Consider the following 19,721-nt stretch of genomic DNA (forward strand, 5'->3'; position numbering starts at 1 on the left):
GATCAGGACTCCGCGGTCAGCGACAGCTTGTAGACGCGGTCCGCGTCGACCAGCGCCGCACCGGCGAACGTGCTGACCACCGAGGCGTCGGCGAGGCGGTCCGGGACGTACTGGAACACCTGCCGGATGCCGACCGAGCCGACGATCGCCGAGGCGGTCTTGGGCTGCGACTCCGGCGCGACCGGCACCCGGTTCGCGAACGCGAAGCTGGAGCGGTGGTAGGCCAGCGCGGTGCCGGCGGTCAGCGCGTTGGACTCCACGACGGTGAAGCCCCGGAACCGGCCGATGATCGCCTCGCGGAGCGCGTCGCCACCGTCGCCCGCCGAGTCTGCGGCGCTGAAGGTCTCCAGGCCCAGGATCTGCTCGGCGAAGTCGGGCGCGACGGCCAGGAACCGGTCGGTGGCGGGCACGTCGGCCTCGCCGAGCGCGGTCCGGGCCGCCAGCACCGCGCCGGCGACGTTGGCGCCGGTGACGGTCGCGTCATCGGCGGGCAGAGCGTTCATTACGGCGGCGAGGCGGTCCTCGGCGCCGCGGGCGACCGCGTCGACCTGGATGCTGGTGACCTGCGCACCGAAGTCCACGATCTTCAACGACATGTCCTCGTCGGTGACGCGGGTGGCGTGGTAGAGGTGTGCCAGCGTCACATCGACCGGGGTCTCCGACAGGTCGTCGTAGGTGATGACCGTGCCGGGCGTCGTCTGGGTGCGGGCCGCGCTCGGGGTCGGGACCCGGATGGTGACGGTGTCGCCGTTGTCGCCGGCGAACTCGGTCGCCGGGACGCGGGAGACGGTGCCGGGCAGCACCAGGCTGCGGGCCAGCAGGGCCACGGCCAGGGCCGACACCTGCTTGGCGGTCACGAACGTGTTCGCCACGAGGGCTCTCCTTCTCTCAGCGGCGAACGTCGCCGCATGGTTAGTAGCGGCGCCGCTTCAGCACCGCTGCGGCCAGATCCGACGGATCCGGCTCGGGTTCCTGCTCGGGGTCCGCGCCGCCCTTGAGGCGCTCGGTGGGGCGCCGGGACGGCGGCTTCCCGGGCCCGGCCGGGGCCAGGTCGGCGAACAGCTCGTCGGCGTCGGCCTCCAACTCCTCGCGCGTCGCGCCGCTGAGGCGCTTGGCGAGCTTGCGGAGCTGCACGAGCGGCGTCCCTTCGGGCGCCTTGTCGAGTGCGACCTCCAGCCGCATCGCGGCCATCTCGGTCTCGGCGGCGCGCTTCTCGGCGGCCGTCGCGCGCTCATTGAGGCGCTCGGCCTCGGTCTTGGAGGCGTCCTCCAGCTCCTTGGCCTTCGCCGCGAGCGGCTCCAGCTCTCGCAGGCGCTTGCGGAGATTCGCGGCCTCGCTGTTGGCCTTGGAGATCTTCGCCTTGGCGCGTTCGGGGTCGAACGGCTCCGGCTCCACGCTCTCGGGCTGCTCGGGTGCCTCCGGGGCGTCCTCGACCGGCTCGGTCTGCGGGTCTTCGTTTTCGGCCATGCGTAACCCTCCAGGGGTCATGGGGTGGGCGGGCCCGCGCCACCGGGGCGCGGAAGTCTCAAAGTGGCCGGTGTCGGCAAGAACTGGTCACTGCGGGCTGCGCTGGTTGAAGCTGTGCGCATGGGAATCTGGAACAACCGCGCCTTCTGCCCGGGATGCGGAGGCAAGATCCACACCCAGGGCAACGGCATCGGTGTGCTCGTCCCCGGCGCGTCCGGGCCACTGACTCAGACCGGCACCGAGTGCCAGCACTGCGGCCTCGCCTTGTCAGGCAAGGTCGGCCTCAACGGCAAGGCCATCAGTGCCGAGCAGGCCGAAGACCGACAAGCGGCCCGCACCGAGGCCCGGCAGGAACGCCAGCAGGCCCGCACCGAGGCCCGCCAGGGCAAGACGGACCTCGACCAGCAGTTGCTGGAGCTGCTGGCCGAAGGACCGGTCACCTTTGAAGACGCCGCCGCCCGGCTCGGCGTATCACGCAGCCAGATCAACAACGCGCAGGCCCGGCTTGTCACCCAGGTCAAAGCACACGGGCTCGGCAACAAACGCGCCATGCATCTGCGTCACCCGGGCAGCGACGCCCGATAGGCGTTCAGGGCCTTCGCGCCGGACAAGCCGGACGTCGCGGCATCCCACTGCTCGCGGTGCCGCTCAGAACCCGCCGGCCACGCGGCGTCTCGGCTGTATACCGGCTCGATCCCGCAGCCGCAGTTGTCGTGCGACCGGAACTGCGAGGTCCGCTCGGAGCGATACACCGGTCCGCGGCCGGCCAGCATCGCGCAGAACGCGCACGCCGACCCGGACGCCGACCGTGCCCAGCCGAGCGCCTGCCGATCAGCGCGGATCGTGTCGGTCAGCATCGCCCGGCCGCCGTCCAGCACATGTCGGGTCACCGCGCCGACTACCCGCGTCATCGCCGTCCGGCCAGCGACCGCGGGCGTCTGCGTGCGGGCCAACCGCTCGATCGTCGCCGGGCCCGTCACTGCCAACGACGTGCGCAGCGCCGCGCTGTCGACAGGAGATTCGGGCACCACCGGCGCGGTCCCTCCGCCGAGCTCGGCGGCGCGGAACGCGCTGATGTACCGGGCGGCGAGCAGCGCCGACTGCGTGCGGCGGGCCGACACGATCCGGGCCAGCGCGGTCTCCACGCCCGGCCACGTCGACCCGAGCGCGGTCGGGTCCAGCAGCCGCCACACCGCGATCACGTCCCGGACCGTCAGGGCCCGCAGCGCGAGCTGAAGCTGGCGCTGTTGCGCGGTGAGCCTAGAACCCTGCGCGGTCGCCGCCATCGGGCGCCACCTCCACGGCCGCACCGGTCTCGGCCTGCGCCTGCATCTCGGTCAGCAGCGCCCCGACCGTGTCGGACTCGTCGGCGATTCTTGACCACTCGTCCACGTCGGTCTTGGTCACGCCCGGGATCCGCGGCCATAGCGCGCGGACCGGGACGCCGAGCATCTGCGCGACCTTCCCGAGCGCGTCCGCCGCCTGCGAGAACGACCGGACTTCCATGTCCTGCCAGGTGACGTGCGCCTGCCAGTCCGTCGCAGCGCCCGCATCGCCCTCGATGTGCGCGGCGAGCTTCAAGGTCTGGTCGTGGCTCTTACCGAAGCCCTTCTGGTACTCGGCGACCTTCTGCGTCAACGCGGCACGGGCGGCGGCCAGCGCCTCCGCGCTCAAGTTGATGAGCTTGCCGGTCAGGGCATGCGTCGGGGTCTGCGTCACCGCGGCCAGGGCCTCGATGTCGGACTCCCACGCCGAGATGAAGCCCGACAGCGGCGTCTCGTCGAGCGTCCCGAACTTGGTGTCCGGGTCCTCAGCGATGAGCATGTCGTCCTGCCGAAGCGCCAGCTTCGCCTGCCTGACCTCGCCCTCATCCTCCGGCTTGGTCATGCCCGCGGCCGTCCGGACCTTCCAGCTGGAGAAGTGCTGGACCATCATCCGGTCGAACGACGTCTTATTGATCCGCGCGGCGACCGGGACGAACGGCTCGACCTCGCCCGGCGTGCGGCCGTCCAGGTCACGGTGATCCCAGTACCGCACCACCGGGCAGACGCCGATGCCGTGCTCACGGTGCTCGATGAAGACCGGCCGGTCGCTCCCACGCTCGATCGACAGGAAGTACTCGGCCTCCTCGTCCAGGACCCGCAGTATCGTCGCGCTGCCCGACGACTCGCACCGGATCGTGTACATCGGCCAGTCGTCCTCGGCCGGGTCCTGGTAGACGGCCTGCATGCGCCGCGGGCTCACGCCGCGCATCACCGCGGCCGGCTGCCCGTCGCCGTCGACGCCCGGCATCACCGTCGCGAACGAGTATCCGTAGGCCAGGGCGCCGCGGTGGATCGCGAGCTGGCGGGCGTCCCAGTCGTTGCGCTGCCACGCCTCCCACGCCGTCGCGGTCGCCGCCTCGCCGTCCGGTGAGCGGTAGCCGTCCACGTACATCGCCTGCGCGATCGTCGACACGACCAGGCCCAGCCACGGTGTCTTGGACAGCTCCACCAGCGACCGCAGTTCCGGCGTCGCGGCGCGCGGGACGCGCACGTCGTCGGCCTGCCACCGGTACCAGCGGTCCACCCGGTCCAGGCGCTCCCGCTCGGACTCCCACAGCGGAAGCAATTGGTCCCCGACGAGCTCCTCGACGGCCTTGGGGCGCATCACGTCCGCCACCGGGCGCCCCCTTCCATCGTGGTCACCAGACTCTGCCAGTGCGCTTGCGGGCCTTGCGTTTCGTCCACGCCGCCGAGGCGAGGAGCTGCCTGCGGGCGATCCGCGCGCCGATCGCGCAGACCGCCAGGTCGATCTTCTTGGGGGACTCGCGCCCCTCCTTGGAGATCGTGACGCCGTACCGGTTCGGGCGCCGGCGCGCGTTCAGCACGTGCCGGGTGAGGCGGGCATCGCCGTCATGAGTCAGGTCCCGCTCACGGATGTCGATCTCGGTCCGGACAGCGCCCTCGGTGAACTCGCGGACGTGCGCCCGCATGTCCCACGCCACCGAATGCGCGTACCGGCCCGCCGTCGCCTGGATCACCAGCCGATCGCCGAACTCGGCCGCCCACGAGTCGATATAGGACTCGAACTCGGCGACGTCGGCGAAGAACGCCACCACGTCGTGCCGCTCGAACGTCGCCCGCACCACCCGGTCCACGTCGGCACGGTCGACCTCCCAGCCGTCCCCGGCCGGCCCGGTCGGCTTCTCCCAGCAGTCGAGGACGAACAGGTGCCCGTCCTCGACGCGGCAACCGACCAGCGCGCTGGCGTCGTCGGACTTGGAGCCGTCGAAGAACAGCACCACTGGGTCGGAGTCGGCGACCACGCGCCCGGGGTCGGCGCACGCCGCCCACTGCGGCGACGTCGTCCACGCGTCCCGAGCCGCCGTCGGCTGGTTGAAGAAGTAGCGGCGCGAGTCCTCGACGTCCTTCTCGATGTTCCAGAACTCGTTCTCGATGATCCCGTCGAGGTCCAGCACCGACGCGAACGGCCCGTACACCTCGGCCAGCGCCGCACGGAGTTGGTCGCGGTCGGCCAGGTCGACCTCGGCCGGCGCCTCACGGTGATCGAACAGCAGCCGCGCCGCTCGAGACCGGCCTTCGGCGATGGCTTTGGCGCGCTCGTGGGTCTTCTCCGCGACGCTGCCGTCGCCCGGCTGGTACATCGTTGTCGTCTGCAACAGCCACGGCTGCGCGGACTTGCGCTTGCGGCAGTTCCGGTCGACGGTCACGTACATCCGCTTGAGCTCCGGCGTGACGTACAGATGCGTCTCGTCGGCGACGGTGCAGGTCTCCTTGCCGCCGTCCTTGGAGCTGGACGAGGCGGTCGAGGGGCGGATCTCGCCACCGCCCGGGATCAGCGTCCGCGTGATGCCCGCCGCACCCGTCGGGAGATCCTCGCCGAGCGGGCCCTCGGTCAGGTTGAAGTAGATGTTGTCGTAGGTGTTGCCGACCTGGGACTCCTCGGTCGCCAGGATCCGGATGAACGGGTAGGTGACCGGCCGGCCCATCGGCTCGCCCGGCTGGAACTCATAGACGAAGTCCCGCCACACGTACCGCTCGCCACCCTCGGCGAACCCAGCGAACCGGCACGGCCCGAACGCCTCGAACAGCCCGATGAACCCGGCGAGCTCCGACTTGGCGCGGCCCTTCCCGCGGGAGATGACCGCCGAGTCGTACAGCCGCCGACCCTCCGGCCGCAGCGCGTACACGTCCACGATGAACCCGCCGAACTCGCCGTCGAGCTCCACCGGGTCGCCCTGCACGTCGCCCGGACCGTGCACCGCGAAGTGCTCCGTCCATGCCCACGCCAGATGGCCGAGGCTCAGGTCCCGATTGTGGTCCGGGGCGTACACCAGCTCACGAGGCATCCGACATCCGCCGGCGCCTTGCCGCCCGCATGTCCGCGACACCGGACGGGGCGGCGTCCGAGGCGGTCGGCTTCTCGACCTTGATCCGGGCGCGGAGCCGGTCGACGTGCGTGGCGCCGAGGAGCGACTCGTTCAGCCGGATCTCGGCCATGACCTTCGTGGACGGCTCCACCCAGTACGCGTTCACCAGCGGCGCGATCATGTGGAGGCGCTGCCAGTCCGTCGTGGTGAACGTTGCGGCCTGCGGCGACCGGCACCAGGTGGCGTACCAGTCGCACGTTGCCTGCGAGTACTTGCCCGCGTACGGGAGCTCGGGGGCGTCGACCGGGGCGTCCTCGGTGACGGTGACCTCGTGGCCCTCGTAGGTGTCGGCGTTGCGGCGCCGCTTGGCCTCCGCGGGAGGGGGGCCGGGCACGGCCATGGGCACCTCCGACTGCTCGTCACCCGGCGTCACGCACGGGGATCGCGGGGGGTCACGTGGCGTCACCGCCGGGGCCTCCGACCCGTACGCACAGTGACCTGCTATGGCTAACCGATGGAGCTGACCCCCTGGGGGGAGGCACCCCCCACCCCGACGGTCACGCGGCGTGACCTGGGTGCCGTGGTCACAGCAGCCCAGGGTGTGACTCGGCGGGCCGGAGCCGTGGCCGTGCCGCTCGCGCCTGGGTCGATGCGGTGCCGCCCTCGTGCCCGCTCTTGGAGGCGTGGCACCTGGTGCACACGGCCTGGAGGTTGGCGGGGTCGTGGTCGTCGCCGGCCTGGATGTGGTCGACCTCGGTCGCGGTGCCGATGCAGTCGGGCCCAGTGAGCTGGCAGGTGCGGCGGTCGCGGCGGAGGATGCGGGCGCGGGTGCGGCGCCAGTCCTTCGGTAGTCGGTCGGCTCGGTTGCTGTTCTCCCAGGCCATGCGCACCTCCGATGTCGGGGTGTGCATGGCGAAGGCCCGGGAGCGGGGCTCTCCGGGCCTGGGCCTTGGCGGTCACCTACCGGCAGATACTGCTGGTGAGTTATCACAGAGAGTAGGTCACTACGAGATCACTGCGCAACCCGGGCGCGCCAGGAGCTTGGTTGTGGCGTTATCGGTGAACCTCGGACGCAGCGCCGATGGGACGACTAATGTCGATCCCGCCTGACTTCCCTTTAGCAATGGAGGGAGGTGAAAATATGGCGCAACATCGGCGTATGTCGACGCATGTCGGATACGAGACGTCTGTCGTGGTCACGCTATTTGGCGTGACCATTGCGGCGTTTGTCGTCACGCGTCGGCGCCGAACGGCACGGTGAAAGTCCGGCTTCGTAACTAGGCTCTCACCGTGCCGCCCACAGAGCGGGGCGTCCTTCGAGGCGCCCCGCTCGCAGTTTTAGAACTGCACCTGCTGGAGACACGCTAGCGCGCTAACGCGGTTCTTCTACCAACGTTGCGGTAACTCCCCGCTCCGAGGTCGCCGCCTGGCCCGCCCGCGGCAGCCGCCGCCTACCGGTCCGCAGCTCGGCCATCTGCTCGATCTCCTCGGCGTCCCAGTACGCGCACCCCTTGCGCATCTCGGGCTCGGTGATGCGCCCCTCGGCATGCCAGCGGCGGATGGTGCGCGCGGGGATGCGGTAGATGCGGGCGGCGTCCCGCGTGGAGATCCTCACGACTGCTTCACGGACGGGTTCGTGAGGCGACTCACGAACCCGCTCACCAGAGCCGCCAGTCGTCCTGGTAGTCGGGGTGGGTGTCGTACACGGTGGCGAGGTGGCGCAGGACGACGTAGTAGGCGTCCGCCGTCTCTGGGCCGCCATAGCTGTCCAGTTCGACGATCAGCGTCCGCTTGGCCTTGACGTCGGCCAGCACGCGGGCCGGGTCATGGCGGGCAATGTGGACGGCTACTGGTTCGGTGTCTGCGCGGCGCACGATGTGGGTCCAGACGCCATCCTGATCGCCCCCATGCACGGCTTGCCGGTTGATCACCTCCCAATGCCCTCTGTTCAGATCACGAGCAGGGTCGACCTCATCGCGCATGCACGCAGCCGCCCGCGCCACCTGCTCGTCCTCGTCCAGTCGGGCCTTGACGAACTCCTCCAGCGTCATCCCGCCATCCTCTCGCCTTGCAGGTAGGTCTGCCCGAACCTTCGCCACGACTCGGCCCCCATCTCCAGTCCGCACGCCCCGCCGCAGTAGATGACGCTCGGCCGCGGGTCGTCCTCCTTGCGCACCGTGGCGTAGAGCGTCCCGCCGCATGCCTCCCCGTCCACGGTCTCCCGGCACGGCCCGATCTCGATCCTGCGTGCGCCTGACGGCGCGAGCAGGGACCGAGCCCGGGACGCCAGCCCCCAGATGACGGGCGGGCACTCCTCGGCGGCCGGGAGCGTGGCGGCGATCCAGTCGACGTGCCGTAGCAGCCACCCGGCGATGGCGGGCACCTCGTTGGTCGGCAGCCCGAGCCCCCGCTCCTCCGCGATGAACAGCGTCCAGAACACCAGGTCGTGCCGGATCTGGTCGCGGTGGTCCGCGACCGCCGGGTTGATCGGTAGCGGCACCGTGGGCGATCCGGACACGCGCCCGTCTCCGCCGCCGGACATCCCGCCACCGAGCGCCCGCCCGAGGTCCTCGTACATCCGGGGCAGGCCCCCGAGGTCGCCGCGCAGCCGGTCGTAGTCGGCCGGGCAGAGGCGGAGGCCGGGCAGGGCGCGGCGCTCGGTGTCGTGCGGGGTCACGCACAGGTCGCTCAACGGGTCTCCTTCTGGTCGAGGGCTTCCTCGATGCGCTTGGCGTAGTCGGGGGCGATGCCGTGCGGGCTGCACCAGGTGCGCATGTCGGCGGCGAGGGCCTTCACCCGCTGCACGGCGGCCTGGGCGGCGATGGTGGCCTGCTCCGCCGCGATCCGGGCGGCCTGCTCGTCCTGCCACTCGCGGGCGCGCCGGGCGAGGTCGGCCTCGGCCTTCTCGGCGCGCTGCTCAAGCGCCTGCCGCCCCTTGCATGCCGAGACGTACAGGTTGCCGAGGGTCGCGAAGTCCCGCTCAGCCGCCTCGGCGCGCTTCTGCCAGCGGTCGCGGGTGGCCTCGGCGTCAGCGTGGCGGTCGGCGAGCTGCTCGTACGCCTGCGTGCTGACGCGGAGCCGGTCCTCGGCCTCCTCGGCGCGCTGGCGCTGCTCGGTGAGCGCGGCCTTGACGACGCGCTGCCCTGCCTCCCGGTCGTCGCACAGCCGCTCGATGAGGTCCTCGGCTTTGATCAGCTCGGCGTGCGCGGCGTTGCGTTCCCGCAGGTAGACGTCCTTCAAGCCCCTGTAGGTCCGGACCTGGCGGCGGAGCCGGTCGATCTGGGCCTGCGATGCCTGCATCTGCGCGAACGTCGCGTCGGCGTCGGCGATCTCGGGGCCCAACTCGGCCAGCAGCTCCTCAACGATCGGCGTCACGGCGTCGGCGCGGGCGAGCGAGTTCTCACGGAGGACGCGCTCGTCGCGGGGCAGCAGCCGGAACGGGCCGCCTGCCGCCTGCTTGACGGTCCACTGGTAGAGCGCCTCGGCGATCCGGTCGCGGAGCGCTGTACGCCCCTCAGGCACCCCGGACAGCGCGGGGTGCGACTCGGGTGCGGGGATAGGGCTCACGGCATCTCCTGGGACTCGTGGGGCCAGAACAGGATGCGGGCAGCGGTCAGCGGGTCGGACTGGGCGGTCTCCAGCGCCAGGTGCTCCAGGACGCGGGCCTCCAGCGCCACGAACGGCGGCGGCTGCTCCCACGTATCCGGGCGCGCCGGGCGGACCATGGACCAGCTGGTCACGGCGCGTCCTCCCCGCGGATCTCCGCTGCGGCCCGTCGCCACTCGACGCTCGGCGGCGCACCGGGGGTGGCGTGCTGGATCGGGGCGGGGCGCGGGATGAGGCGGAGACCCTGCTCGGCGCACCACTCCAGGTAGGCGGCGGCGAACGCGGCGGGGTCCTGCATGCCGGCGGCCCACGGGTCCAGGCGCCGGGCGAGCTCTGCGGCGGCGCGGTCCATGGCGCGCTGGAGGTCGGCGTCGCGGGCGCTCATGCCGCGTCGCCCTTCGCTGCGAGGTGCGCGGCCCGGATGACGATCTTGTGCTCGTCGGTCACGCCCGCCAGCGCGGCGAGGCGCGGAAACCCGGCGGCGGCCTCGGCCTCGGACAGCAGCTCGGCCCGCGCCTGCTCGGTCGCGGCCTGGCCGTGGTCCGAGAGTGCGAGCAGCTCCTCGACGGCCTCCCGGTAGACCTTCAGCGCCTCGCGGTCGGCGGTGTCCTGCTGGACCTTGCGGCGGCGGGCGCCCTCCCGCTCGGCCTCGAACCGGCGGAGGATCTGGCGGACGTGCGGGTTGTCGTCGTAGCTCGCGGTCTCGCCGGCCTCCAGCGCGGGGACGTCCTGCCCGGCGGCAGAAGCGGCGGCCTGGCGGCGGAGCGCGGCGAGGTAGGCGGGGACGTCGTCGGGGTCGGCGTCGGGTATTGGCGGGGACAGTCCGGGACCAGGGACGCCGCCGCGCTCGTCGCGGAGCCGCTTGGCGATCCGGCGGACGTGCGCTGGGAGCAGCCACTCGGTCGACTCGCGGAAGTGGATGCCGATCGCCTCGCGGCAGTCGTCGAGCGGGAGGTCGCCGATGTCGTCGTGCCAGGCGAGGACGTCGGCCCTGCCGATGGTGCGGCGGTCGCGGGCGGCGGCCAGCGACAGCAGATCGATGATCTGGTCGTGGGTCATCATGCGAGTTCTCCGCGGATGAGGTTGAGGGGCGGCTGGTCGTGGCCGCCGCCGAATTCGGCCTTGAGTGCTTGGGCCTGGGCGACGCGGTCATCGGTGGTGGAGCGGCCGACGGCGGGCCGGCCGCCTGCGGGGCGGGCGCGGCGTTCGTGCTCACGGCGCATCCAGTTCCGCCAGGTGGCGACCCAGTCCAATTTCCGGCCTTTGGTGCCGGGGACGCCGCGCCAGTAGTCACAGAAGGATTCGTGGTCGGCGGTGCCGCAGGAGGGTGCTTTCTCCCGGGCCCAGGCCGCCATTTCCTCGGTCACGGAAAAGGTGTCGGGGAGGCGTTCGCCTCGTCGTCCCCCCGTGGGGGGACCCGGCGTAGCCGGGGGGGCATCCCTTACTCGGGTCGGGTCGGGCCGGGACGGGGGATTCGGTACCGACTCGGTCCCCCCGTCGGGTACCCGATCGCCTACCCGATCGGTGGGGCGATCGTTGTTGCGGCAGTACCGGCACGACGGATCGACCTTGCCTTTGCTCTCGTGCCAGCGGCGATGGTTCCCGATCGCCCCTCCCGACGACTGCCGGTCCCGCGCCGCAACGGCCTCCAAACGGGTCGGGTTGTAGGACGTCCAGTCGTGGAAAACGAAGCCGGTTTCGACGCGGTCCCAGAGGCCAACGGCGACGAGTTCGCGCGCCAAACGCTCTGCTTTCGGCATCAGACGCGGCAGAACGTGGCTCGGGACGTGCCCCTCGGTGAGGTTCATGCCCGCCCACGAGCCCGCCACCACCCATAGCCCCAGGGCCGCGGGCGAGGCCGCCATCACCTTGGGATGTGAATGGAAACTGTCGTCGACCTTGAACCAGGTCATTCAGGCGTTCTCTTTCTTGAGTTGCGGCTCGTACTTTTGGCGGGCGGTTTTCGCTTGGACGCCGACGCGGCGGGCGGCCTCTTCAATGGGCTCGCCCTGTCCGCGCAGCCACGCGTAGTCCTCCAGTCGGGCGGCGGCGTCGCTCTGTAGCTCGGGGTGCGGGTCGTCGGGCGGGCACACCGCTTCGCACAGCTCGTCCATCTCGCCGGGAGTGAGGCGCCGCACGGGCCGGGACGGTGGCGGAGGGACGGGCCGGAGACGCTCGGCCTCCAGTGACCGCACCCGCTCGGCCAACTCGTCGTTCATCCGGCCGCCCTCCGGTTGATGACCTTCAGGTGCCGGTCGGCGGCGTTCTCGGCTGTGCGCAGGGTGGCGACGCGGGCGACTTCGTGGGGGACGGTGCGGCCAGCTCGCGCACAGGACGCGTTGTGGCAGGTCGCGACGGCGCAGCCCTCGGTCATGGTCACGATCAGCGGGGAGATCACGGCGCCTCCTTGCGGATTCTTGCCTCGTACCGGAACGCGGTGCGGGCATCGACGCCGAGACGAAGCGCGGCTGCGGTGACGGTGAGGCCGTGGTCGCGGGTCAGCTCGCGGTAGTCCTCGATCCGGCCCGCGATGGCGGCGGCCGTGGTGGAGGGGTAGCGGCGTGAGGGCGGGGGTGGTCCGGTGTCGGGGCGGCCTGCCGCACGCCAACGGCGGTGGCAGGCGAGGATCCAGCCGCGGCCGGCGTGCTCCCCGGTGCGCCCGCAGCAGGCGCAGGTGACGGTGGGGCGGTGCCTCACGGGGCCACCTCCTCGTGGGTGGCGCCCGCCCCCGCGACGCTGCTGCGCGCGGGGGCGGGCTGCTGGGGGGCGGTCACCGTGGCCTCCTGGTGAGGTGGTGGAGGCGGGCCCCCGCCGCCGCCCGGACCACCGCGTATGCGGCGGCGACCAGGGCGGCGGCGAGGAGCAGTACGGGCAGCGAGATCACGGGGTGGGCTCCCCGATCTCGTGCTCCAGGCGGCAGCCGGGGCAACCGTCGACGTGGTCGCCCTCGGGGCTGTTGAAGTCGTGCAGCTCGGCGACCGTCCGGCGGACGTCCTCGAGGCGGCGGCGTAGCTCGGCCGCCTCGGACTGCGCGTGGTGGAGGCGGGCGGTCAGGTCGGTGTCTTGCCGCGCCGCCCGGACCCGCTCCTTGCGGAGGTTGCCGAGCAGCTCCCGCACGAGGATCCGAGCGGAGCGGCGACCCTGCCGGGCTGACTCCCACGCGATCCGGAGCCGGTCCCGCTCGGCGCGGAGAGCCTCGATGGCGCGCGGGATCTGGTCGCCCGCGTCCATACCGGTCTCGGTGGCGCCGGGCAGCAGGTCGAGCAGGTAGCCGAGGAACTCGTCGTTGGCGTTCATGGCTTGCTGGTAGGTGTCGTGCCAGTGCTTGGCGTCGGCGCGGAGCCGCTCGACCTCGGCCAGGTCCTCGCGCACCCGGTGCCAGACCGTCGCGACGATCGGCCGGACGTGGCTGACCAGCACACCGTCGGGCGGCGCGGGCCGCGCCTGCCGGCCCTGGAGGCGCGCCGCCTGGGCGGCGTACACGTCGGCCGCGGCCTGGACCAGCTCGGCGGCGCGCGGTTCGTAGGTGGCCAGATGGTCCGGCCCGGCCGCGGGGGCGTCCTCGGACACGCCGGACTCCAGGCGTCCGCTCCGGACGATGGCCCGAACCGCGGACGCGACCTCCCGGAGGTCGGGGGCGAGGTCGAGCAGCAGCTCGGTCAAGCAGTCGGTGCCGCCGGTCTCGCTCGGGTACCCGGCGGACCAGCCGTCCTGCTCGGTCCAGATGAGGCGCAGGTGCTCCCCGTCGGGCAGGGCGTTCAGCAGGGTGATCGCGCCGCCGAGGACCTCGTCGCCGTCGAACGTGTACGTGCCGTTCGACAGGCTGTAGCCCTTGGCCTCCAGGTGGTCGGCGACGGCGGCGAGGTAGCCCTCGGCGGCCTCGGGGGTGATCTCGGTGTCAGCCACGGTCCGCCCCGTCCTGCTCGTCCTCGCGGTGCACGAGCGTCAGCGGGCCGTGGTCGCGGTTGACGCGGTCCGGGTCGGACGGGACGCCGTCCTCCGAGGGCATGACGAACACCAGGCCGGAGACACGGCCGCCGCCGTCGGTCACGGCGAACCAAAGATCGCCGCCGCCGTCGCGCCACAGGTCGCCGGTGCGGGGCGGCCACTCGTCCGGGGCGACGCGCTCGACGGTGACGCCCGGGGCCTGGGCCCAGACCGCGCCCGGCCACGCCACGTAGGACGGGGTCTCGTACTCGAAGCGGAGGTCGTCGCCCTTGCCGGCGACGTGGCGGAAGGTCTCGATGACGCGGACGCCCTTGATGGTGATGTCGACGATCTCGCCGGGCTGGAACGTCATCGGGTCGTCTCCTCGGGGGTGTCGTCGGGGTCCGGGGCGTCGACGCCGGTGGCGAGCGGGTCACCGAGGCGCCTGAGCCCGGTCAGCGTCCGAGCGATCAGCACGCCCGGCGGCGGCGGGGCGGCCGACCCGTCGACGCGGGTCGGCAACGAGTGCATGCCGGTCGAGCCGGAGGTATCGGGGACGGGCGGCCTGGCCGGGGACGGCGGCTCGGCGGCCGGGGACGGCTCGTCCGGCACCTGGCGCGCGGCGGCCTGCTTCTCGGCCCACACCGCGTCGTTCACCATCCGGCCGGCCGCGCCCCCGGCGAGCAGCGCGCGCGCCTCGGCGTCGGCCAGCAGCTCGCGCGACTCGGCGCGGGTCGCGCGGACCTGGTCCAGGCGGCGCTGCATCTCGGCCAGCTCGGCGAGGACCGCCTCCTCGGCCTGGTCGAGCTCGGCGATCTCGGCGGTGCGTGCGCGGACCTTGAACTCCTCGTCGTTCTGGATCGCGGTCTCGCCCTTGGCGCGCTGGCGGAGGTCGGAGGCGAGGGCGAGCAGCCCGTCGCGTAGGTAGGGGGTCCGCTCCATCGGCTGTTCGGTCATTTGGCACCTCGGTTGACGGCGCGGGCGAGGGTGAGGGCGCGGCGAACCGAGTCGGGCTCGTCGCATATGTCGAGCGGGTCGCTGAAGTCGCCGGGCCACTTCGCTGCCGTGCGCTCCGCACCGGCGAGGTCGTTGGCGCACTGCTCCAGCCAGTCGGCGAGCGGCTCGGCGAGCACCGGGGACGCCAGCGCGATCCACACGGCGTCGGCCCTGCCGTGCTCGTTGTCCTCGGTCTCGACGGAGAACCTTCCGGCGGGGTTGGCGTCCACGACCAGCCACCCGAATTCTCCGAACCCCTTCGTCTTCCATGGGCCGGGCGTGGCCTTGGCGGCGGTCTCGCGCAGCCGGGTCGCGGCGGCGCGCAGCTCGTCGACGGGGGTCATGCCGCACCGCCCTCGGGCAGCGAGGTCGTGCGGATGGCGGACCAGATCTCGACCTCGACGCCGTCAACCTGTGCGGTCACCCACACGCGGGTGCTGTCAGGGTGGGCGTCATACGCCTTGCGCTGGATCTCCAGCGGTTCGCCCGGCGTGCCGAGAGAGCGCGCGGCGGCTGCGAGGTCGTGGAGCACCGCGGTGTCGTCGGCGGCGGCGAGCTGGCCGCTCAGCCCGTCGGTGTCGTCCATCCGCCATGTACAGATCGGCGGCAGGTCCGCCCGCGTGACCAGCGTCATCAGCACCTGGGCGGCGGTGTGTAGCCGCTTGTCCACGTTCATGCGGCACCGCCGGTGGCGGCGATGTGCCGCTCCAACTGGACGGCGGCGAGGCGGAACACCTCGCGCCACCGCAGCAGCGTGTCGACGGAGTCGATGGTGAGGACGAGGTCGCCGTCCTGGATGCGGACGGCGGGCCCGTCGGCGCCGTCGACCAGGCCCTTGAACTCCGGCCTGCCCGAGAGCGGGTGGTGGATGACGCCCTTGCCGTACAGCGAGGCGTCCTCGTGATGGATGATGCTCATGGCCGTGTGTCCCTTCAGGTAGACGGCCGTTCGGTTCGGCGTCCCGGGGTTCCAGCCCGGGGCGCCGTTCTTGCTGGTGAAGAGGTCTCGGATGGCACGGAGCGCGTCCGTGCCGGGCGCGGCGAGGACCTCGGCGAGGTCGGCCAGCGCGGTGCGGAGGGCGGTCTCCTCGCGGCTCTCGACACGGGTCACGAAGCACCTCGCGCCGGGACGTTGAACACGCGCCCGCCGCACCACGGGCAGCGGGGCGCGTGCCCGGCGCGGACCTGGGCGCGCTGCTCGGGGGTCAGCCGCCGGGTGAACCACGCGCAGGCGATGCACTGGTGCGGGTCGGTCGGCCCGAGCAGCAGGCGGGCCAGCGCCCGGACGGCGGCGATCACGGCGTGCTCCGCAGCGGGCGGACCGGCGCGGCCGGGTCGTCCTCGGCGAGCTGCTCGGCGGCCAGCGCGTCCACACCCATGTAGGCGACCCACGCGAGCTGGCCGCGCGCCCGGGACATCCCGGCGAGGACCTCGGCGCGGTGCAGCATCTCCTCGCCGCCCATCGCGTACGCCTTGTCGGCGAGGTCGGCCAGCTCGACGGCGCGGGCGTAGTGGGTGGCGTAGTCCATCACTCCGTCACCTCGCGCTCGTGCCAGATGACGATCTCGTCGTCGCGGGACTCGACGGTGGCGGCGGTGTCCCAGCGGGCGGCGGCCTCGCCGAGCTCGCGGTGGATCGCGTCGAGTGCGGCGCGCAGCTCCTGCCAGACCGACCCGGACCGGATGACGTACTCGGTGCGGATGAAGGTGCGCTCGCGGCGCTCGTAGCTACTGGCCACGGTCGCCACCGCCCTCGGTGACCTCGCGCTCGCGCACGGCGGACACGAGTTCGGTCAGCTTGTCCGCCGGATCCGGGCCCGAGGCGACCATCTCCAGCGTCTCGATCAGCGTGTGCGCCTCGGCCTTGCTCAGCTCCTTGGAGGACTCCAGCGGCCGGCCGACGATCGTCGAGGCCGCGCGCAGCTTGTCGTCACGGTCGTTCCAGCCGATCGACCCGAACGCCGTCGCGATCTTCGTGAGCTGGGGCGCGGTGACACCGTCGCCCGCGGGCTGCTCGCCGGGCAGCGGCGGCGCGGACGCCGGCGGGGGCGTGGATCGCCGGGTGGTCGCCGCGCCCTGCTGTGCCGCCGATCCCCGCGGCGACCGCTGCGCCTTCCGCTGGGCGGGACGAGGACCGTCATCGGCCAGCCGGGACTCGTCGTCTTCGTCAGCGGCGAGACCGACGACGGCCGCCAGGCAGTAGCGGCGGGCGTAGGTGATCCGGCCGCCGATCACCTGGATGCCACCCTCGCCGGAGATCGGGAACTCCCCGGTTAGCGACTCCCCGGACTCGTGCATCAGGCTGTAGCGGACGGCCATCTTCCCGTCAGACCCGGCGCCGGGCATGGCCACGAAGCTCAGGCCGTGCTCGGCGAGCAGGGGCAGGGCAACCTTGGACAGGTTGGCGAGGGTGGCGTAGCTGTAGGAGTACGGCTCGCCCCGCTTCGTCTCGACCGTGACGGTGCGGTCGCGCTCCAAGTCAGGCAGCTTGGCTTGTACCTTGGCCAGGGCCGCGGCCAGCGCCGGGGTCGGCTCGCTCATCGGCCGTCCTCCTCGTCGGCCTTGGCCAGCACGTACCGCGACGCGGTCGGCGGCTCGATCGCCTCGCCGATCAGGTCGCGCGCACCCTTGTCGAAGATCCCCACCTGCTGCGCGTACAGGAACGCCCGGTGCTGCTCGGCGCCGGCGGTCACCGGGATCAGCGAGTAGCCGTTCGGGCGGATCCACAGCGCCCCGGTCCACGCGATCTTCGGCATCGGGAACGCCGACTCCGGGTCGCGCGGGTCGGGCTGCATGAACTCGGCAAACCGGTAGCCGGCGAGCTGCAATGCCGTCTCGCCGAAGATCCCGCTGCGGGTGGTCTTGGCGTCGATGAGCGCGTCGCAGACGAAGCCGTCCTCGTCGCGCTCCAGGTGGTCGTACTCCGGCATGTCCGGCAGGAGGATGTCGCCGACGATGTCGAGGGTGCCGACGTAGCGGTGGGTCTCGGAGTAGACGAGGGCCTCGACGTGGCGGGCGCGGAGCTGGAACTCGTCCAAGAACCGCACGTAGCTGTCGACGTAGGGGCGCAGCAGGTCGGGCACGACCACGCTCTCGCCGTTGATCAGCCGCTCGCCCATCTTGTGGACCTGCGTGCCGCGGTTGGCGGCCTCGTCCCTGGACTCGTACCGGCCGCCCTTCAGCTTCTTCAGCCGTGCCGACGGCGCGAGCTCGGACAGCTCGTCCCAGTGGTCGATGGCGTAGTCGGCGGTCGCGTTCCCGGCCCAGTTGATCAGGGCCTTCTTCGGCAGGCCATCGCCCAGGATCGTGGTGACGCCCGGCACCCGGTCGTCGGTCTCGGTGTCGGTGTACGAGTGGCCCCGGGCGTTGTCGGTGCGGACGATCTTCATGGGGTGGGCCTCCTGGACGGGACGGGGGTGGGCGGTCACGACTCCTCCCAGCGGCGCCACCCGTCGAGCGACCTCCAGTCGTCGAGCCGCGCATGGTCCGCGATGAGCAGGGCGGCGGCGATCGGCCGGCCGAGCCCGGTCGCGTCGGCGAGGATGCCGACGGCGGCCTCGAAGGTGATGAGCCCGTCGGCGCGGCAGTCGGAGACCATCTCGGTGATCTCGTCGAGCGTCACCGGGTCACCCCCGTCAGCAGGTCGAGGGCGGTCTCGGCGGCGTCGTGGTCGGCTCGCCGAACCGCGTCGCACAGGCCACGGAACGCGCGGTCGCGCTCGAACCGGTCGGTGATGACGGACGCCAGCGCCACCTCGTCCTCAGTCGACATCCACAGGTGCGCGACCTGCCGGTGGGCGAGGACGAGCAGGTGGCGGCGCGCGGTGTCCGGCGGTGCCTGGTCCGCGATGCGGGCGGTCACGACTCACCGCCCGCGGCGTCGCCGTCGGCCCCGGCCAGCGGGTACGTCGCCGGGACCACCTCGGCGGCCCGCGCGATCGTCGTGGTCGCGCTCGCCAGGTGCTCGACCCCGGCGGTCGCCAGCCCCTGGAGGGCTCCGCAGACGTGCGCGGCCCGGCTCGCCGTCAGCCGGTCCTCTGCCTCGTAGCCGCCACCGGCAGCGACTGGCGCGGTAAGCGCGTCGCGGATCGCCTCGGCCAGCTCGCAGACGGCGGCCGGCTCGACGCCGGTCAGCGGCCTCGCCGGGGGCGGGAAGCTCGCCGACTGGTCGATGCGCGCCGCGGCGATCGAGTTGGACAGCAGCGCCCGCGCCTGCCCGTTGTCCGCCCAGTACAGGCGACCGCGCATCGCGGTCAGCGCCCGGCGGCACTCGGCGTCGGTCAGTCCGGCGATGGCCTCGGCCAGCTCGTCGTGGTCGAGCGCGGTCTGCGGCGTGTACTCCGTCACAGCGCACCGCCGTCCTGCGCGAGCTCGGCGCGCGGGTCGTAGGGGCGGAGCGCCTCGCCCAGCCCGGCCGGGTCGTAGGCGGGCGGGGCGGTGGGGAACCCGGTCGGGTCCGCCAGCCAGCGGGTCACCGCCTCCGCGACGTCGGCCGGGGCCGCGACCGCCTGACCGAGCCCGAACCAGCGGCGGCCCTCGACCTCGCCCGGCGCGTGCGGGTCCTCCCAGCCGGCCGACCAGCCCGCCTCCGCGTCCCACGCCAGACGGGGGCTACTGCGGACGTAGCCCGGCCCGATCTCGATCCACGCGCCCGCCGGGGGCGCCGCGGTCGCGATGCCGTAGTCGCCGACGCTGATCCCGGCGTGCCGGACCGCGCGGGCGACGTCGGCGACGTATGCGCCGAGCGGGTCACCGGCCGGGTCCGCCTCGTCGACCACCTCCAGGTCAGGGTGCAGCAGCTCCCGAACCTGCGCGGCGTAGTAGCGGGGCGCGCCGCCGGGGGTAGCGGTCACGTCGAGCAGGCCGCGGCGGACCCAGTTCGCCACGGTCGCGCGGTGGACGCGGAACGCGTCCGCGACCTCCTGGCGGGTCATCAGCTCCGGCAGCGGCTGCCGGGTGGTGGGGCTGGTCATCGGGCGCTCCGTCCGGTGGTGATGGGCTGGGTGGTCGCGGTGCGGGACGGGGCGGCGGGGGGCGGTCCGGTGGTGCGGGCCACCAGGCGCAGGGACGAGATCAGGAGCGCGGCCATGACGCCGGCGGTGGTGAGCATCGCGGCGGCCAGCAACCAGCCGAAGCCGGTGGCGGCGACGACGGCGCCGGCGGCGAACCCGAGGGCCGCGACCGCGGTGCCAGCGACGAGGCGCCCGCAGTAGAGCGTCATCAGGCCCGTGAGGCCGACGACGATGGCGAGCCCGAAGGCGATCGCCAGGGGGGAGAAGGTCACGAATTGCTCCTATGCTGTTGAGCGCGGATTGCTCCGCGGGCCCTCGTCGTGTGCGCGGCGGGGGCCATCTGC

The 19,721-nt window shown here is 72.6% G+C and carries 35 protein-coding genes; 1 reads left to right on the plus strand and 34 read right to left on the minus strand.

All coding sequences use genetic code 11. From position 1 onward, the window contains the following. Positions 1-2: 2 nt before the first annotated feature. Entirely contained in the window at positions 3-872 is an 870-nt protein-coding gene (locus tag OHA34_RS02110) for a P22 phage major capsid protein family protein (RefSeq protein ID WP_329520515.1), read from the minus strand. A gap of 40 nt (positions 873-912) precedes the next feature. Then, positions 913-1,467, minus strand: a complete 555-nt coding sequence (locus OHA34_RS02115; RefSeq protein WP_329520516.1) for a hypothetical protein — start codon at positions 1,465-1,467, stop codon at positions 913-915. 63 nt (positions 1,468-1,530) lie between these two features. Between OHA34_RS02115 and OHA34_RS02120 the strand changes: the two genes are divergently transcribed. After that, on the plus strand, positions 1,531-2,052 hold the full coding sequence (locus OHA34_RS02120; RefSeq protein ID WP_329520517.1) for a hypothetical protein: 522 nt from the start codon (positions 1,531-1,533) through the stop codon (positions 2,050-2,052). Here OHA34_RS02120 and OHA34_RS02125 read toward each other — a convergent pair. The 32 genes from OHA34_RS02125 to OHA34_RS02280 all read right to left on the minus strand — a co-directional run bounded on the left by OHA34_RS02125 (position 2,028) and on the right by OHA34_RS02280 (position 19,649). After that, complete coding sequence (locus tag OHA34_RS02125; RefSeq protein WP_329520518.1) at positions 2,028-2,753, minus strand: VG15 protein; 726 nt, start codon at positions 2,751-2,753, stop codon at positions 2,028-2,030. The genes OHA34_RS02120 and OHA34_RS02125 overlap by 25 nt on opposite strands. Further along, positions 2,728-4,128 (minus strand): phage portal protein, encoded by a 1,401-nt coding sequence (locus tag OHA34_RS02130; protein ID WP_329520519.1) that lies wholly within the window; start codon positions 4,126-4,128, stop codon positions 2,728-2,730. Before OHA34_RS02130 ends, OHA34_RS02125 begins: the two co-directional genes overlap by 26 nt. Before the next feature lie 22 nt (positions 4,129-4,150). After that, positions 4,151-5,818, minus strand: a complete 1,668-nt coding sequence (locus tag OHA34_RS02135) for a hypothetical protein (RefSeq protein ID WP_329520520.1) — start codon at positions 5,816-5,818, stop codon at positions 4,151-4,153. Continuing rightward, positions 5,808-6,239, minus strand: a complete 432-nt coding sequence (locus OHA34_RS02140; protein ID WP_329520521.1) for a phage terminase small subunit — start codon at positions 6,237-6,239, stop codon at positions 5,808-5,810. Before OHA34_RS02140 ends, OHA34_RS02135 begins: the two co-directional genes overlap by 11 nt. Before the next feature lie 184 nt (positions 6,240-6,423). Then, positions 6,424-6,723 carry an HNH endonuclease gene (locus OHA34_RS02145; RefSeq protein WP_329520522.1) on the minus strand — a complete coding sequence of 100 codons (300 nt, stop codon included), beginning with the start codon at positions 6,721-6,723 and terminating at the stop codon, positions 6,424-6,426. Positions 6,724-7,211: 488 nt separating this feature from the next. Next, positions 7,212-7,454, minus strand: a complete 243-nt coding sequence (locus OHA34_RS02150; RefSeq protein ID WP_329520523.1) for a MerR family transcriptional regulator — start codon at positions 7,452-7,454, stop codon at positions 7,212-7,214. A 43-nt stretch (positions 7,455-7,497) separates the two neighbouring features. Continuing rightward, positions 7,498-7,890 (minus strand): DUF6221 family protein, encoded by a 393-nt coding sequence (locus tag OHA34_RS02155; RefSeq protein WP_329520524.1) that lies wholly within the window; start codon positions 7,888-7,890, stop codon positions 7,498-7,500. Further along, the gene (locus OHA34_RS02160; protein WP_329520525.1) at positions 7,887-8,531 is read right to left on the minus strand and encodes a hypothetical protein; all 645 of its coding nucleotides are present in this window, start codon (positions 8,529-8,531) and stop codon (positions 7,887-7,889) included. Before OHA34_RS02160 ends, OHA34_RS02155 begins: the two co-directional genes overlap by 4 nt. Then, positions 8,528-9,406, minus strand: coding sequence for a hypothetical protein (locus OHA34_RS02165; RefSeq protein WP_329520526.1), 879 nt, complete (start codon positions 9,404-9,406; stop codon positions 8,528-8,530). The genes OHA34_RS02160 and OHA34_RS02165 overlap by 4 nt, the downstream gene beginning before the upstream one ends. Further along, a complete protein-coding gene (locus OHA34_RS02170; protein WP_329520527.1) occupies positions 9,403-9,579 on the minus strand; it encodes a hypothetical protein in 177 nt (58 codons plus the stop codon). Before OHA34_RS02170 ends, OHA34_RS02165 begins: the two co-directional genes overlap by 4 nt. Beyond that, a complete protein-coding gene (locus tag OHA34_RS02175) occupies positions 9,576-9,830 on the minus strand; it encodes a hypothetical protein (protein WP_329520528.1) in 255 nt (84 codons plus the stop codon). The genes OHA34_RS02170 and OHA34_RS02175 overlap by 4 nt, the downstream gene beginning before the upstream one ends. Next, positions 9,827-10,507 carry a hypothetical protein gene (locus OHA34_RS02180; protein ID WP_329520529.1) on the minus strand — a complete coding sequence of 227 codons (681 nt, stop codon included), beginning with the start codon at positions 10,505-10,507 and terminating at the stop codon, positions 9,827-9,829. Before OHA34_RS02180 ends, OHA34_RS02175 begins: the two co-directional genes overlap by 4 nt. After that, the gene (locus OHA34_RS02185) at positions 10,504-11,358 is read right to left on the minus strand and encodes a hypothetical protein (protein WP_329520530.1); all 855 of its coding nucleotides are present in this window, start codon (positions 11,356-11,358) and stop codon (positions 10,504-10,506) included. Before OHA34_RS02185 ends, OHA34_RS02180 begins: the two co-directional genes overlap by 4 nt. After that, entirely contained in the window at positions 11,359-11,664 is a 306-nt protein-coding gene (locus OHA34_RS02190) for a hypothetical protein (protein WP_329520531.1), read from the minus strand. Next, positions 11,661-11,843 carry a hypothetical protein gene (locus tag OHA34_RS02195; protein WP_329520532.1) on the minus strand — a complete coding sequence of 61 codons (183 nt, stop codon included), beginning with the start codon at positions 11,841-11,843 and terminating at the stop codon, positions 11,661-11,663. Before OHA34_RS02195 ends, OHA34_RS02190 begins: the two co-directional genes overlap by 4 nt. Continuing rightward, positions 11,840-12,142, minus strand: coding sequence for a hypothetical protein (locus OHA34_RS02200; protein WP_329520533.1), 303 nt, complete (start codon positions 12,140-12,142; stop codon positions 11,840-11,842). The genes OHA34_RS02195 and OHA34_RS02200 overlap by 4 nt, the downstream gene beginning before the upstream one ends. Before the next feature lie 183 nt (positions 12,143-12,325). After that, positions 12,326-13,351 (minus strand): DUF6292 family protein, encoded by a 1,026-nt coding sequence (locus OHA34_RS02205; RefSeq protein WP_329520534.1) that lies wholly within the window; start codon positions 13,349-13,351, stop codon positions 12,326-12,328. Then, a complete protein-coding gene (locus tag OHA34_RS02210) occupies positions 13,344-13,745 on the minus strand; it encodes a hypothetical protein (protein ID WP_329520535.1) in 402 nt (133 codons plus the stop codon). The genes OHA34_RS02205 and OHA34_RS02210 overlap by 8 nt, the downstream gene beginning before the upstream one ends. After that, positions 13,742-14,329: a hypothetical protein gene (locus OHA34_RS02215; RefSeq protein WP_329520536.1), complete on the minus strand. Its 588-nt coding sequence runs from the start codon at positions 14,327-14,329 to the stop codon at positions 13,742-13,744. The genes OHA34_RS02210 and OHA34_RS02215 overlap by 4 nt, the downstream gene beginning before the upstream one ends. Beyond that, complete coding sequence (locus tag OHA34_RS02220) at positions 14,326-14,712, minus strand: hypothetical protein (RefSeq protein WP_329520537.1); 387 nt, start codon at positions 14,710-14,712, stop codon at positions 14,326-14,328. The genes OHA34_RS02215 and OHA34_RS02220 overlap by 4 nt, the downstream gene beginning before the upstream one ends. Then, positions 14,709-15,044 carry a hypothetical protein gene (locus OHA34_RS02225; RefSeq protein ID WP_329520538.1) on the minus strand — a complete coding sequence of 112 codons (336 nt, stop codon included), beginning with the start codon at positions 15,042-15,044 and terminating at the stop codon, positions 14,709-14,711. Before OHA34_RS02225 ends, OHA34_RS02220 begins: the two co-directional genes overlap by 4 nt. Next, positions 15,041-15,478, minus strand: a complete 438-nt coding sequence (locus tag OHA34_RS02230; RefSeq protein ID WP_329520539.1) for a hypothetical protein — start codon at positions 15,476-15,478, stop codon at positions 15,041-15,043. Before OHA34_RS02230 ends, OHA34_RS02225 begins: the two co-directional genes overlap by 4 nt. Continuing rightward, positions 15,475-15,666, minus strand: a complete 192-nt coding sequence (locus OHA34_RS02235) for a hypothetical protein (RefSeq protein WP_329520540.1) — start codon at positions 15,664-15,666, stop codon at positions 15,475-15,477. The genes OHA34_RS02230 and OHA34_RS02235 overlap by 4 nt, the downstream gene beginning before the upstream one ends. Beyond that, positions 15,663-15,896, minus strand: coding sequence for a hypothetical protein (locus OHA34_RS02240; RefSeq protein WP_329520541.1), 234 nt, complete (start codon positions 15,894-15,896; stop codon positions 15,663-15,665). Before OHA34_RS02240 ends, OHA34_RS02235 begins: the two co-directional genes overlap by 4 nt. Beyond that, a complete protein-coding gene (locus OHA34_RS02245) occupies positions 15,896-16,105 on the minus strand; it encodes a hypothetical protein (RefSeq protein WP_329520542.1) in 210 nt (69 codons plus the stop codon). The genes OHA34_RS02240 and OHA34_RS02245 overlap by 1 nt, the downstream gene beginning before the upstream one ends. Then, positions 16,095-16,907, minus strand: a complete 813-nt coding sequence (locus OHA34_RS02250; RefSeq protein ID WP_329520543.1) for an ERF family protein — start codon at positions 16,905-16,907, stop codon at positions 16,095-16,097. The genes OHA34_RS02245 and OHA34_RS02250 overlap by 11 nt, the downstream gene beginning before the upstream one ends. Further along, complete coding sequence (locus OHA34_RS02255; protein ID WP_329520544.1) at positions 16,904-17,794, minus strand: hypothetical protein; 891 nt, start codon at positions 17,792-17,794, stop codon at positions 16,904-16,906. The genes OHA34_RS02250 and OHA34_RS02255 overlap by 4 nt, the downstream gene beginning before the upstream one ends. Then, a complete protein-coding gene (locus tag OHA34_RS02260; RefSeq protein ID WP_329520545.1) occupies positions 17,791-17,988 on the minus strand; it encodes a hypothetical protein in 198 nt (65 codons plus the stop codon). The genes OHA34_RS02255 and OHA34_RS02260 overlap by 4 nt, the downstream gene beginning before the upstream one ends. Continuing rightward, on the minus strand, positions 17,985-18,227 hold the full coding sequence (locus tag OHA34_RS02265) for a hypothetical protein (RefSeq protein WP_329520546.1): 243 nt from the start codon (positions 18,225-18,227) through the stop codon (positions 17,985-17,987). The genes OHA34_RS02260 and OHA34_RS02265 overlap by 4 nt, the downstream gene beginning before the upstream one ends. Next, positions 18,224-18,712 carry a hypothetical protein gene (locus tag OHA34_RS02270; protein WP_329520547.1) on the minus strand — a complete coding sequence of 163 codons (489 nt, stop codon included), beginning with the start codon at positions 18,710-18,712 and terminating at the stop codon, positions 18,224-18,226. Before OHA34_RS02270 ends, OHA34_RS02265 begins: the two co-directional genes overlap by 4 nt. Further along, a complete protein-coding gene (locus tag OHA34_RS02275; RefSeq protein WP_329520548.1) occupies positions 18,709-19,338 on the minus strand; it encodes a DUF6292 family protein in 630 nt (209 codons plus the stop codon). Before OHA34_RS02275 ends, OHA34_RS02270 begins: the two co-directional genes overlap by 4 nt. Then, a complete protein-coding gene (locus OHA34_RS02280; RefSeq protein ID WP_329520549.1) occupies positions 19,335-19,649 on the minus strand; it encodes a hypothetical protein in 315 nt (104 codons plus the stop codon). The genes OHA34_RS02275 and OHA34_RS02280 overlap by 4 nt, the downstream gene beginning before the upstream one ends. Positions 19,650-19,721: the final 72 nt, after the last annotated feature.

Source organism: Spirillospora sp. NBC_01491 (genome assembly GCF_036227065.1).
Classification (GTDB): domain Bacteria; phylum Actinomycetota; class Actinomycetes; order Streptosporangiales; family Streptosporangiaceae; genus Spirillospora; species Spirillospora xylanilytica.